14 protein-coding genes are annotated in these 12,085 nt (G+C 69.4%); 12 read left to right on the top strand and 2 right to left on the bottom strand.

Annotated elements, in window-relative coordinates; translation table 11 throughout:
• Positions 1 to 99: 99 nt before the first annotated feature.
• Positions 100 to 477, bottom strand: coding sequence for a winged helix-turn-helix domain-containing protein (locus ACFY04_RS10150; protein ID WP_352163607.1), 378 nt, complete (start codon positions 475 to 477; stop codon positions 100 to 102).
• A gap of 548 nt (positions 478 to 1,025) precedes the next feature.
• Between ACFY04_RS10150 and ACFY04_RS10145 the strand changes: the two genes are divergently transcribed.
• From ACFY04_RS10145 to ACFY04_RS10105, 9 genes are all read left to right on the top strand, one after another.
• On the top strand, positions 1,026 to 1,328 hold the full coding sequence (locus ACFY04_RS10145; protein ID WP_389115494.1) for a hypothetical protein: 303 nt from the start codon (positions 1,026 to 1,028) through the stop codon (positions 1,326 to 1,328).
• Positions 1,325 to 1,978 carry a GGDEF domain-containing protein gene (locus ACFY04_RS10140; protein ID WP_389115492.1) on the top strand — a complete coding sequence of 218 codons (654 nt, stop codon included), beginning with the start codon at positions 1,325 to 1,327 and terminating at the stop codon, positions 1,976 to 1,978. The genes ACFY04_RS10145 and ACFY04_RS10140 overlap by 4 nt, the downstream gene beginning before the upstream one ends.
• Complete coding sequence (locus ACFY04_RS10135) at positions 1,975 to 2,853, top strand: DUF2637 domain-containing protein (protein WP_389115491.1); 879 nt, start codon at positions 1,975 to 1,977, stop codon at positions 2,851 to 2,853. Before ACFY04_RS10140 ends, ACFY04_RS10135 begins: the two co-directional genes overlap by 4 nt.
• Positions 2,853 to 3,188: an RRQRL motif-containing zinc-binding protein gene (locus tag ACFY04_RS10130; RefSeq protein ID WP_389115488.1), complete on the top strand. Its 336-nt coding sequence runs from the start codon at positions 2,853 to 2,855 to the stop codon at positions 3,186 to 3,188. The genes ACFY04_RS10135 and ACFY04_RS10130 overlap by 1 nt, the downstream gene beginning before the upstream one ends.
• A 95-nt stretch (positions 3,189 to 3,283) precedes the next feature.
• A complete protein-coding gene (locus tag ACFY04_RS10125) occupies positions 3,284 to 5,509 on the top strand; it encodes a cell division protein FtsK (RefSeq protein ID WP_389115487.1) in 2,226 nt (741 codons plus the stop codon).
• 140 nt (positions 5,510 to 5,649) lie between these two features.
• A complete protein-coding gene (locus ACFY04_RS10120) occupies positions 5,650 to 5,901 on the top strand; it encodes a hypothetical protein (RefSeq protein WP_389115485.1) in 252 nt (83 codons plus the stop codon).
• Positions 5,902 to 5,924: 23 nt separating this feature from the next.
• The gene (locus ACFY04_RS10115) at positions 5,925 to 6,119 is read left to right on the top strand and encodes a hypothetical protein (RefSeq protein ID WP_389115483.1); all 195 of its coding nucleotides are present in this window, start codon (positions 5,925 to 5,927) and stop codon (positions 6,117 to 6,119) included.
• A gap of 12 nt (positions 6,120 to 6,131) precedes the next feature.
• The gene (locus ACFY04_RS10110) at positions 6,132 to 6,578 is read left to right on the top strand and encodes a hypothetical protein (RefSeq protein WP_389115481.1); all 447 of its coding nucleotides are present in this window, start codon (positions 6,132 to 6,134) and stop codon (positions 6,576 to 6,578) included.
• Between the two features lie 11 nt (positions 6,579 to 6,589).
• The gene (locus ACFY04_RS10105; RefSeq protein ID WP_389115480.1) at positions 6,590 to 7,096 is read left to right on the top strand and encodes a hypothetical protein; all 507 of its coding nucleotides are present in this window, start codon (positions 6,590 to 6,592) and stop codon (positions 7,094 to 7,096) included.
• A 168-nt stretch (positions 7,097 to 7,264) separates the two neighbouring features.
• Here the strand turns inward: ACFY04_RS10105 and ACFY04_RS10100 are convergent, their stop codons facing one another.
• Positions 7,265 to 7,729 (bottom strand): hypothetical protein, encoded by a 465-nt coding sequence (locus ACFY04_RS10100; protein ID WP_389115478.1) that lies wholly within the window; start codon positions 7,727 to 7,729, stop codon positions 7,265 to 7,267.
• A 232-nt stretch (positions 7,730 to 7,961) separates the two neighbouring features.
• Between ACFY04_RS10100 and ACFY04_RS10095 the strand changes: the two genes are divergently transcribed.
• From ACFY04_RS10095 to ACFY04_RS10085, 3 genes are all read left to right on the top strand, one after another.
• The gene (locus ACFY04_RS10095) at positions 7,962 to 9,944 is read left to right on the top strand and encodes a DUF3987 domain-containing protein (protein ID WP_389115476.1); all 1,983 of its coding nucleotides are present in this window, start codon (positions 7,962 to 7,964) and stop codon (positions 9,942 to 9,944) included.
• A 336-nt stretch (positions 9,945 to 10,280) separates the two neighbouring features.
• The gene (locus ACFY04_RS10090) at positions 10,281 to 10,472 is read left to right on the top strand and encodes a helix-turn-helix transcriptional regulator (protein ID WP_389115474.1); all 192 of its coding nucleotides are present in this window, start codon (positions 10,281 to 10,283) and stop codon (positions 10,470 to 10,472) included.
• A 20-nt stretch (positions 10,473 to 10,492) separates the two neighbouring features.
• Complete coding sequence (locus tag ACFY04_RS10085) at positions 10,493 to 11,935, top strand: tyrosine-type recombinase/integrase (RefSeq protein WP_389116016.1); 1,443 nt, start codon at positions 10,493 to 10,495, stop codon at positions 11,933 to 11,935.
• The last annotated feature ends 150 nt before the right edge of the window (positions 11,936 to 12,085 follow it).

The raw sequence follows: 12,085 nt of genomic DNA, 5'->3' as shown, positions 1-12,085 counted from the left end.
TTCGATCCGAACGAAGGGGGCAAGATCGTGACAACGGCAGCCGCTCGTGAACCCATCACGCGCCCTGGCGGCGACGGCTGGACCGGCGCGCGCCGAGAGCTACTTCTCCTCCAGCTCCACGACCCGCTCGCGGAGTTCGGCGACCTCGCCCTGGAGCCGAGCAACCTGATCGCGAAGCTCAGCGATCGCGTTCTCCGGGCTGGCGAGCTTCGCGGCGTCGGAGGCCTCCGCGGTCAAGAACGCCCCCTTGCCTTGATGGCTGACCGCGAGGCCGTCCGTCTTGAGCTGGCGGATGGCGTCGCGAGCCACGGTCACGGTGACGCCGTACGTCGCCTGGAGGTCTGCCAGGGACGGCAGCTTGCGGGACTCCGAGAACTCGCCGGCCGCGATCCTCCGCCGCAGCTGCTCCGCCACCTGCTGGTAGGCGGGCTTGCCGGTCCACTCGACCATCTGCACCCCATGTCTCTTCGCTGTCACTGCCTCAGTGTGCCCAAGCGGCACAGAGAGAGCTAGCGCTCGCCCTGCTCCGACTCCGAGAAGGGCTTGCGCAACTCTGCCTCACAGTGCACTCTGAGGCAGAGTTGAGCTCGTCGGAAACGCGTCTCAACCGGCGTAACTGCCGTGCAGGCAGCTGCGATCGAGCCGTCATTTGCCCTGCCCGGAGGGCCCTCGAAAGGGGTCTGAAGGAAGCACTCGCTCTTTGAGAACTCAACAGCGTGCCAAGTAAGACGAGACGGGGCGTGATCCCCGTCCCCGTGGCGACGGGTTGTCGTCGGCGGCCACTTCTTCCGCGTGCTGGCTCTGGAGAACACCCCTCGGGGTGCCACCCGGCACGCGCCGCCCTGCTGGCGTCAGAGCAGTGACGATGACGCACCCGAATTTCAGGCTCGGGGCCGGAGCGCCGTGGCAACGGTGCGTCGGTGATGCCTCGCTTCACCGAGCTAGGGCTTGAACCCCGGGGCTGGTCGCCTCTCGCCAAAAGACCGCGACCGCCCCGGCATCCCTTCGACTTCAGGAGAACGACGATGCGTGCGTACATCGGCGGCCAAGAGGCCGTCAGCGTGAACGAGTTCATCGAACTGGCCCTCGGCACCCCGCTGGAGCTCTGGCTCGGGGTGGAGGGGGAGAGCGAGGAGGAGCGCGCGGCCCGCATGGACGCGGCCCGCGACATCCTCGCCGAGTACCCCGACCTGCCCGACGACGTGAGCCGGGTCGCTGCCCAGGTGATCGAGGCCAACGCGCCGGAGCTGTTCAACATCGCCTCGCTGGTGCGGCGGCCTGCCGGCCGTCGCCCGGCGTACAAGGGCGGCAAGGGGGCGGCAGCATGAGCCACACGCTGACAGCTCTGTCCGCCGCCCTGCCGCTCGCGGCCGGATGGTCTCTGCACAGCCTGCGCCTGCGGCGCCGGATCGAGGCCGCCCGACGTGACCCGCTGACCGGGCTGCTGACCCGGGACGGCTTCACCGAGCTGGCCCGGCGTCGGCTGGCACACAAGCCGAGGGCGGTCTGTCTGATCGACCTCAACAAGTTCAAGCAGATCAACGACACCTACGGCCACGCCGCCGGGGACGCGGTCATCCGTGCTGCTGGCGAGCGACTGAGCGAATGGGCCGTCGACCACTCGGCCGTCGTGGGCCGCTTGGGCGGCGACGAGTTCGCTGCTGTGGCTCCTGCGTACAGCCAGAATCAGCTCGCCGAGACCCTCAACCGCCTGGCCTCTGAACTGGAACGCCCGGTAGAGGTCGGGGGGCACTCGCTGACAGTCAGCGCTTCGATCGGTGCGGTCCGCTACAACCCGCGTGCCGGTCAGCCGGACCTCTCCGAGCTGTTGCGCGCGGCGGACGAGCAGATGTACCGGGCGAAGCGCCAAGGCGCCCCGTGGTTGACCGCTCAGAGCCGCACTTCGGAACGGGCGACGGTCAACGGTCGTCGTGCCGGCCGCCGGGGAGCGGCGAGCGGGACGGGGGCGGCGGCATGAACCGCGGCGCAAAGACCCTCTTGGTCGCCGCTCTGGTCGGCGTCGTCGGCATGGCGTTCCGGGTGTCGTGGAACGCGCTGCGGGATGTCGCGCGCTCCATCGGCGCGGACGCCACGGCGGCCATGCTCTACCCGTTCGTCGTGGATGGGCTGATGGCCCTGGCCCTGGTGGCCACGCTGGTCCTCACCGACGATGCCCGCAAGTTCGCCCTGCGGGTCCTCGCCGGGTACACGCTCGCGTCGCTGGTCCTCAACTACGTGCACGGGCTCGTCCCGGCGTTGCACTCGGAGTCGGTGGACTGGAGCAGGCTGGCCGACTGGGACCCGGCGAACTGGGCCCTCGTACTCCTGGCCACATCCCTCCCCGTCGGCTCCATCTACTTCGGTTCGGACCTGGTGGCCAAGGTGCTCCACCATCGCCCGGAACCCCAGGACGCCGGGCCGTACGGGGAGCGTGCGGGCCACCCCGCACAGCACCCGCACACCTTGGATGCGGGCGGCTTCGACCGTCCGCACACTCAAGCCCCGGCCGCCCCCGCCCTGCCTGTTCCGAGGGAGCGCGCGCAGCTCAGCGCCCGTGCGGCAGGCGTGCGGGAGGGGAGTCCTCACACCCCGCACGATGTTCCCGCACCGTCCGCGTCCACGGACGAGGAGGAGGCACGCCAGGCCGCGTACGAGGAGGCGGAGCTGGAGCGGATGCGGCAGGACGCGCGCCGTACGTACACCGAGTCCGTACAGGCCGCACGGCCGCTCTCCGCGCGTGCGCTGGGTGAGGCATACGGCATGAGCGAGTCCTGGGGCCGCAAGCAGATCCTCGCCGCCCGCGATGAAGCCGACCGGCCCCACCTGACCGCCGTTCCTTCTGGGACCGGCTGATGGGGACCCTGCCCGTCTATCCGTGGCGACTCGCCCCGGACGGACTGGCCACCCGCCGACAGCTCCGCGCTGCCGGCCTGCGCCCCGGCGGCCAGGACGTCGTCGCCCAACTGGAGCGGCCTCGCTACCGACGCGGCCCGTTGATCGCCTTCCTGTACCGCATCGAGCTGGCCCTCCCGGTCCGGCCGATGACCGAGGCCAAGGCTGTCGCGCTCGCCAAGGCGAACGCCGCCCGCCGGACATGCCCCACCTGCCGCCGTGACGCCGGATACGTCATCCCGGCCTCGCTCGGCGCGTGCGTGCCCTGCGCCTACCCCGAACAGCGCGCCGCCTGACCTCCACCGATCACGTCGTGCGGGGCCCGGACGGTCGGCCGTCCAAAGCGCCGTCCGGGCCCCTTTCTCAACTCCACAGAGGGAGCAGACCCATCGTGTCTGAGATCCACGTCATCGAGCAGCCGGACGAAGAGCCGGACAGCACGCAGAACTCCGCGGGGTCGGCGTCGGTCCTGCCGTTCCCCGCCAAGAAGGACAAGACCGAGCCGCTCGCCCCGGGTGAGGCCAGGGTGGGGGAGTGGGAGGCGGAGCTCCCCGACGACACCCCGGACGACGACGGGACCGTCGCCGAGGGGGACCCGGTAGACCCGCCCAAGCACGAGTTCCCGCCCTCGATCGCCGAAGCCATCGAAGCCAAGGACAAAGCCCGCCGGCCGGTTCTCCCAGACTGGCTGACCACCGCCAAGCAGCGTGCCGCCGTCGCCAAGTGGGCGGCCAGCCACTACGGGCAGACCAGCGCGTACCACCTGGTGCGGACCCCCGTGTACTCCGCGAAGCTCCTGGCCTACGCCCCGCGCGGCGCCTTCCGCTGGATGGGTGCGACCGGCCGCTGGGTCTCCGACGCTGAGGGCCTGCCGGTCCGCCTGGCGGCCGTACGTACGGAGGACGCGGGGGAGTACCTGAAGCTCTCCCGGCAGCGGGACGCACGGGTGAAGCTGCGCGGCATCATCGCCACCCTGGCCAGCGTGATCGGCCTCGGTGCGGCCCTGGCCATGTGGGTCCTGGCCCCGGACTGGCTGCTGACCCTGGCGCTGATCGCCCTCACGGGCGCACTCGGCTGGGCGGGCACCCCGGCGGACCGGCCGCTGATCGATGCGGCGAAGGTGAAGTTCCGCCACCGCAAGCTGACCTCCGACATCGTCACCCGCGCCTTCCTTGCCGCCGGCCTCACCAAGCCGGACCAGGGCATCGCGTTCCCGCAGCCCATCCGGCAGGACGGCGACGGCTGGCGCGTCGTCGTGGACCTGCCGTACGGCAAGACGTTCTCCGACGCGGTTAAGAAGCGCGACGCGCTCGCCTCGGGCATCGACGTGGCCGAGACGCAGGTGTTCCTGGACCGCGATACGACCAGCTCACGCCGGGTCTCCATGTGGGTGGCCAACCGCGACCCGCTCGCCGTCCCGACCGGCCGCACCCCGCTGCTCGGCGCGGACCGTGTGGACTTCTGGAAGCCGTTCCCCTGGGGCCTGGACGAGCGCGGCACCGTGGTCGAGATCAGCATGCTTTGGCTCTCGCTCTTGGTCGGCGCCGTCCCTCGGCAGGGCAAGACGTTCTCCGCCCGCACCATCGCGCTGGCCGCGGCCCTGGACCCGTACGTCCGTCTGTACGTGTTCGACGGAAAGGCGTCCCCGGACTGGCGGAAGTTCTCGATGGTCGCCCACCGGGTCGGATTCGGCACCGTCCCGCAGGGCGGGGTGGACCCGGTCATGCACCTGGTCAACTCGCTTCAGGAGCTCAAGGCCGACGTGGAGGACCGCTACCACCGCCTCTCCGAACTGCCGCTGCACATCTGCCCGGAGGGCAAGCTCACCCCGGCCATCTCGCGGGACAAGAAGTACGACATGCCGCTCGTGCTGTTCGTCGTGGACGAGGTGCAGGAGTACCTGATGCACCCCGTCCACGGGAAGACCATCCTTGACCTGCTGGTCTTCCTTGCCCGTGTCGCCCCCGCGGTCGGCGTCTCGGTCATGACCGCAACCCAGAAGCCCGACGACACCGCCTGCCCGTCCGTGCTCCGCGACCAGCACCAGGCCCGGTTTGCCCTGCGCGTCGGCGCCTACCAGGTGTCGGAGACCATCCTCGGCGCCGGATCGTACGGCGAGGGCCTGGACGCCTCCCGGCTCCTCAAGTCCCACAAGGGAGTCGGCCTGCTCAAGGGCATGTCCGACGACGCCGGGATCGTCCGCACCTACCTGGCCGACGGCCGCGACGCGGAGACCATCCTCACCCGCGCTCAGGCCCTCCGGCAGTCGGAGGGCACGCTCTCCGGCGACGCCGCCGGAGAGGCGCCGGCCGACGCCGCGCTCGCCACGATCCTGGACGACATCGCCGCTGTCATCGGCAAGGGCGAGACCAAGATCTGGTCCGAGACCATCGTGGACCGGCTCGCCGACCACCGCCCCGAGGTCTACGGGCCGTGGGCCGAGATGGAGCCGAAGCCCAAGGCCGAACAGCTCACGGCAGCGCTCAAGCCGTACGGCATCGGCACCGACCAGATCGGCCGCCGCATCGACGGCAAGACCGTCAACAAGCGCGGCATCGAACGCGCCCACATCGCCAAGGCGATTACAGAGCGCGACAAGAAGCGGGACGCGGGCTAGCCCCCAGGGGTCGCTAGTGCTAGCAGCAGACGTCGCTAGCGCTAGCGACCCCGCTAGCGGCCCGCGTCCCACCTGATCAGGCCGCTAGCAGATAGCGGCCCATCTGCGAAAACCGCTGGATCCCGCCCTGGAGGCCTCTTGTGACCCTCTTCCTGCTCGCTAGCGTCCTCACCCTGCTGTTCACGCTCGGTTACACGGGCCTGTGCGCGGCCTCGCCGTTCGGCCGCTGCCGCAAGTGCAACGGGCTCGGCTTCGCCCTCACCCACGACCGCAAGGGCAAGCCCAAGCGCGGCAAGCACTGCCGCCGCTGCGACGGCCAGGGCATCCGTATCCGCGTCGGCCGCCACCTCTACAACCTGTGGGCCCGCACCTACCGCAACGGCACCCGCTGAACCCCACACCGACAGGAGTCGCCATGACGTTCACCATCTCCGCCGTCCTGCTCTTCGGCGCCGGATCGTTCTTCGTCCTCAAGTCCAAGTCCGCCGGAGCCGGAGCCGCGATGGTCCTGTTCCTCTTCGGCTTCTTCACCGCCGGGACCGGCGCCTACGAGCCCATCACCAACCTGGTGAAGTCCGCCGCTGCCGCCGTCACCGACATCGCGGAATAAGGAGACACCGCCGTGAACCACCACGACCCCGCCCGCTGGGAGACCACCGAGACCTATCACCCGGTCCCCCTCACGCCCGCCCCGCTGGCCGCCCACCCGCACGCCGTCCCCGACATCCAGACCATCCAGCTCCCGGACGGCCGCATCATCACCGGCTACGCCATCGCCCCGACCAAAACCCCCGAGCCGGTCCCGGAAAGGCCGGCCATTAACCCGCTCGCCGTCAACATCGCACTCGGCGGCATCGGGTTCGCCGCGGCCTGCGGCGGGCTGATGCTCCTGACCACCTTCATCGCCGCCGTCGCCGCGCTCATCCAACAGCTCGTCATCCTGGCTGCCGTCATCTTCGGCGGCTTCATCGTCACCCAGGTCCTCGGCACCAACCACGGCCGCGGCAACGGCAGGACGGTCATCAACATCCGCCGGGCCGTCTTCAAGCGCAACAACTTCCGAGGGTGAAGGAGCCAGCCATGTTCGAAATCCGCGTCATCTGCAGTGCGGCCGAGGTACCCGAGATCACCAAAGCCCTCTCCGAGACGTTCACGACCGGCCCGGTCCGCCGGCATCCCACCCGTGACGGCGAGCGTGCTCGGCTGTACATCACCGCCGAGCAGCAGCCGAGCCACTGGCCCGCACCCGCGACCGCCTACGCCGCCGCACCGAGCGTCATCAGCGAGATCGGATGGACGGCCCGAGGAGTCCGAGACTGCCTGCACGGCGTCCATGTCCGCGAGTTCTGGCTCCGCAAGGCCGCGCTCCTGGACCGGATCGCCCTCACCGACGACGACCCCGTGAGCGGCGACGCCGCCACCCTCGCCGTCGAAGCGGCCCGCCGCCTGATGGACATCGACCAGACCGCCGGCCTTGGCCCCAGCGGCTACGCCGACGGCCCGTACACCCCGGACCACCCGGACAGCATCCGCGAGCCCCGCGGCTACGTCCGCCAGGAGTACGCCCTCTGGAAGCGGCACCACTAGCTGTGCCCGGGGCGGTCGCCTCTCGCCAAAGGCCGCGACCGCCCCGGTTCTCCGTCCCTTCGACATCACGTCAGGAGCGTTGGCAGTGCTGACCACCGAAGCCCTCACCGGTCATGAGCTGAAGTGGGTGAACGACTAGCAGGGGTGATCACCAGTGCTGCGGTGTCTTCATCCTGATCGAACCACACGGCCGATTGCGTCGACCACGGCGCTCGCTGCGGCACGGGTACGAGCGGAGCGCATCGCCAAGTCTTCCTCGTCGAGGGCGTTGTGCAGGGTGAATGTTGCCTCGGCCAGCTCAGCGAGCTGCGCGCGTATGTCGGTCTCCTCGGTCAGCATTTTGACCTCAGCCAGGGCTGCGATCACTTCTGATCGAGCCTCCAGTGCGGCGGCGGTTGCCGCGTCCTTCTCCGGTGCGGGAGCGTCGCGCAAGCCCCACCGGTCGTACTGGAGGCGGCGGAAAACCGTCTCGGAAGCGAGTAAGCGAGCAGTTGCCTGGCGGAGTTCGCGACGGATCTCCGCACTTTGGCCACTTGAGTGCAGTCGGTTGGCAGTTCGGGACTGCAGCGTGTGGGAGACGACCGAACCCAGCAGCGTTCCAGCAATGGCGATGACTCCCGTCAAGAGCTCCAATGCGCCCTCTCCCCATCTCTGCGGACCGGTCGCATCGCCCGTGGCCCAGTTCGACGTGCCCCTGGGCTATGCGTCCCGAATGGGGTCGACACCGTGCAGTTCGACGAATGCGATACCGGCTGTAGCTCCGGCTGGTGCATGACCTGAGAAACGCCCGGGGCGGTCGCCTCTCGCCAAAGACCGCGACCGCCCCGGTTCTCCGTCCCTTCGACAGAAACAGGAGACCACCAGCATGACACCCGAACCCGCGTCGGAGCAGTACGCCTCCGTGCTGCCCCTGCGGGCAGCACCCGCTGGCAGCTTGGAGCGCGTACCGCCCCACGACCTGGAGGCCGAACAGGCCGTCGTCGGCGCGCTGATGCTCGCGCCCGAGGTCGCTGCGCAGGTAGCCACGGCGATGGACCCTGCCGACCACTACCGCCCGGCCCACGAGACGATCCACCGCGCGATCCTCGACCTGCACGGCCAGGGCCAGGCCGCGGACCCCATCACCCTCGGCCACTACCTCGACCACGCCGGCGTCCTCGGCAAGGTCGGCGGACGGTCGTATCTGCACGCCGTGGTTCAGGCGGTCCCCAGCACGGCCAATGCCGAGTACTACGCCGGGATCGTCCACCAGCTGGCTCGGCGCCGCCGCAGCATCGAGGCGGGTACCCGCATCGTGCAGGCAGGCATGTCCCTGGATGCCACGGACGACGACCTGCGTGATGCCTTGGCCCTGGGCGCCGAGACGCTCCCGGGCGTGTGGGCGGAGCCCATTCCGCTCAACGTCCAGCCCAAGCTCCCGCCCTTCCCGACGCATGCCCTCCCCGGGTGGCTCGGCGACTACGTTGCCGCCGTCGCCGAGGAGACCCAGACCCCGCCCGACATGGCGGGAGCCCTGGCCCTCTCTGTTCTGTCCGCCGCCTCAGGCGGTCGCGCCGTGGTCCAGGTGCGCGGTCGCTGGAGGGAGCCCACCAACCTCTTCGTCGTCGTCGCGCTCGGTCCCGCGAACCGGAAGTCCTCGGTGTTCGCCGCGATGACCCGACCGCTCTACGACGCGGAGAAGAGTCTGGTGGAGGGTGCGAGCCTCACGATCGTGGAGGCCGAGGTCACCGCGAAGATGGCCCGCGAGGCAGCGGACAAGACCGCAGCCCAGGCCGCGAAGGCAGAGGGACCTGAGCGAGACAACCTGATTGCCGAGGCCATCGGCCTCGCCCAGGTGGCCGAGACGCTGACCGTGCCCGCCCGCCCGCGACTGCTCGCGGATGACGCCACCCCCGAGGTCATCACAACCCTGCTCGCCGAGCAGGGCGGCAGGCTCGCGGTCATGTCCGCCGAGGGCGGCATCTTCGACATCATCGCCGGGCGCTACTCGGGCATCCCCAACATGGAGGTCTTCCTCAAAGGCCACGCCGGCGACCGGCTCCGAGTCGACCGCCGCAGCCGCGAGGAGTTCATTGAAGCCCCCGCCCTCACCATGGGTCTGGCTGTACAGCCCAGTGTCCTCGAAGAGATCGGCAAGAACCGCGGCTTCGACGGCCGCGGCCTGCTGGCCCGCTTCCTGTACTGCCTGCCCGAATCCCTGGTCGGCCACCGGAGGATCAACCCGGACCAGGTGCCGGCCGCCGTGGCGGCGACGTACGAGCGCAACGTGTACGCGCTCACCCTTCGGCTGGCCGATTGGACCGACCCGCTCGTCATCCAGCTCACCCCGGAAGCCGATCGAGCCCTGATCGCCTACGAGGAGCGACTTGAGCCGCAGCTCAAAGCCAAGGGCGGCAGGCTCGGCCACATCGACAAGTGGGCGGGCAAGCTCATCGGCGCCACCGCTCGCATCGCCGGACTCCTCCACCTCGCGACCCACATCGACGGCGGCAACCACGAGCCCATCACCGAAGCCACCCTGCGCGCCGCCATCGAGATCGCGGACTACTTCACTGCCCACGCTCTGACCGTCTTCGACCTCATGGGCGCGGACACATCCCTCGCTCGGGCTCGCGCGCTGCTGACGACTCTGGAGCACAACGGGTGGGAGAGCATCACCCGCCGCGACCTCTTCGCCAAGCTGTCCCGCTCTGAATTCCCCACCGTCGCGGAGCTGGAGCCCGCCCTCGGGCTCCTGGAGGAACACGGCTACCTCCGCACCGACACCCCACCCCGGACCGGCAAGCGCGGACGTCCGCCCGCCCCTCGGTACCTGATCCACCCGAACGTCCGGGAGCCCAAGGCGTGAGTCTCCGACGGAGCCGCACCCCCTGTACCCCGCCGCAGAAACCGCAGAATCCGCAGAAACCCATCGTCGCCCACCTTGACCAGCGACGACACCCCAGCGGTGCGACCGCCGCAGAAATCCCCGGAACTCCCGCAGAAATCAGCGCCCGCTGCTGGTGCCACCTGACGCCACGGGCTGCCACCTATTTCTGCGGAGATTCCCGCGATTTTTGCGGCGCCTGCTCGCAGAACCCCAACGCCGCAGGTCAGGCCAGGGATCCCGGTATTTCTGCGGATTCTGCGGTTTCTGCGGCGTCCCGCCGTCCCGTAGCCCAGCGATCTACCCCGTGGAGGAACAGTGGCCGCACTGCGTGACGAGATGTTGACCATCCCCCAGGTCATCGAAGAGATCGGCGTGCCGCGAGCCACGTTCTACCGCTGGCGACAGCTCAGGAAGGGCCCCAAGGCCATCAAGCTCCCGAACGGGGCGGTGCGAATCCGACGCTCTGAACTGGAGCGCTGGATTGGAACGTTGGAGGAAGCTGCGTGAGAAACAGCAAGACCAAGCAGGTGCCGGGCCCGCGCAATGGCGCGGGCCCGGTTCTGCCGGCCGAACTCACCCTGACCACGGATGTCCGGATTTGGAAGATCACCAAGATTTCGAGCAAGTCGGCCCCGTACCAACTGCGCTGGGTCGTTGCTGGGAAGGTCCGGCACGCCACCTTCGCGACGGTCGCGCTAGCCGAGAGCCGCCGCTCGGAACTGTGGAAGGCCATGACCAAGGGCCAGCTGTTCGACGTGGACTCCGGTCTCCCTGAATCCGAACTCCGCGCGGCTGCCGCCAAGGAGAACGTCAGGCCGGACCCCAGTTGGTGGGACTTCAGCCGCGAGTACATGGCGGTCCGGTGGAAGACGGCCGCGGCGAAGACCCGAGAGGGACTGGCCGACAGCCTCGCCACCGTGGCCATCGCCATGATGGGCGACGGTGCCAAAGCTCCGACCCCGGAGGAGGTGCGGCTCGCCGTGCGCTGGGGAGTCGTACCCGCCCACGCGGGCGAGGAGCCCCGGCCCGAACTCGTTGCTTCCTGTCTGTGGCTCTCGCACCACTCCCGGCCTCTCTCGGACCTTGCGGATCCACGGGTGCTCCGGGACGTCCAGTACAGGCTCTCTTTCAGGCTGGATGACACTCCGCCGGCCGGGGAGACCTACAAGCGGCGCCGACGCGGCTTCAACACGGCCATGGAATATGCGATCGAGTCGGGCTACCTGGACGCGAACCCGCTCGCCGGGGTGAAACGGGCGGGGCCCAAGGGCGGAGACCAGGTGGACCCCCGGGTCCTGGTCAATGCCGTGCAGGGGAGGGAGCTCCTCACCGCCGTCTCCTATGTCGGCTCCGTCCACCGGAACCGCGGCCGGAGGCTGGTCGCGTTCTTCGGCTGCCAGCTCTACGCGGCGATGCGGCCGGCGGAAGCGGTCGGGCTGCGGGAGCAGGACTGCTTTCTCCCCGAGACCGGCTGGGGCACGCTCACGCTTCGGGAGACGCTGCCGGTCTCCGGCAAGAAGTGGACCGACTCCGGGAAGCGCCACGACAAGCGCGGGCTCAAGTCGCGAGAGGCCAAGGCCGACCGGCCGGTGCCCATCCCGCCGCTCCTGGTGGCGATGCTCCGCGACCACGTCGAGGAGTTCGGTACGGCCGGCGACGGCAGGCTCTTCGCCAACGAGCGTGGGGGAGTGCTCGGCACCTCCAGCTACTGGAGGGTCTGGCAGGAGGCGAGACTTCTGGCGCTCCCTCCGGACAGGGCAGCCGCGCCGCTGGCCCGCCGCCCGTACGACCTGCGGCACACCTGCATCACCAACTGGCTGAACGCGGGCGTGCCCGTCGCCGAGGTGGCCCGCCGCGCCGGCAACTCCCCGGAGGTCATTCACCGGCGGTACGAGGGATGCATCGATGGCCATGAGGAGCTGAACAACGCGAAGATCGCGAAGGCGATGGGGTGGGCGGAACCGCTGTGAGCGCGGGAAATCACTAGCACTAGTCTGCGCCCATGCGACAAGTGACAAGATCCTTAGAGCTCGTAACAGGATCTTGGTGAGATGTCCTGGTCAGCCGTGACCGGTGTGACGATTCGGCCGTTCGTGATGGTGTGAGTACTCGGCCGTGGA

The organism is Streptomyces sp. NPDC001549 (assembly GCF_042894025.1).
Taxonomy (GTDB): domain Bacteria; phylum Actinomycetota; class Actinomycetes; order Streptomycetales; family Streptomycetaceae; genus Streptomyces; species Streptomyces kutzneri.
This window is presented reverse-complemented; position numbering and strand designations above follow the sequence as displayed.

Excerpts from the sequence above, each read along its gene's own strand:
- ACFY04_RS10145 (WP_389115494.1), top strand. The coding sequence starts at position 1,026 with ATGCGTGCGTACATCGGCGGCCAAGAGGCCGTCAGCGTGAACGAGTTC.
- ACFY04_RS10140 (WP_389115492.1), top strand. The coding sequence starts at position 1,325 with ATGAGCCACACGCTGACAGCTCTGTCCGCCGCCCTGCCGCTCGCGGCC.
- ACFY04_RS10135 (WP_389115491.1), top strand. The coding sequence starts at position 1,975 with ATGAACCGCGGCGCAAAGACCCTCTTGGTCGCCGCTCTGGTCGGCGTC.
- ACFY04_RS10130 (WP_389115488.1), top strand. The coding sequence starts at position 2,853 with ATGGGGACCCTGCCCGTCTATCCGTGGCGACTCGCCCCGGACGGACTG.
- ACFY04_RS10115 (WP_389115483.1), top strand. The coding sequence starts at position 5,925 with ATGACGTTCACCATCTCCGCCGTCCTGCTCTTCGGCGCCGGATCGTTC.
- ACFY04_RS10105 (WP_389115480.1), top strand. The coding sequence starts at position 6,590 with ATGTTCGAAATCCGCGTCATCTGCAGTGCGGCCGAGGTACCCGAGATC.
- ACFY04_RS10095 (WP_389115476.1), top strand. The coding sequence starts at position 7,962 with ATGACACCCGAACCCGCGTCGGAGCAGTACGCCTCCGTGCTGCCCCTG.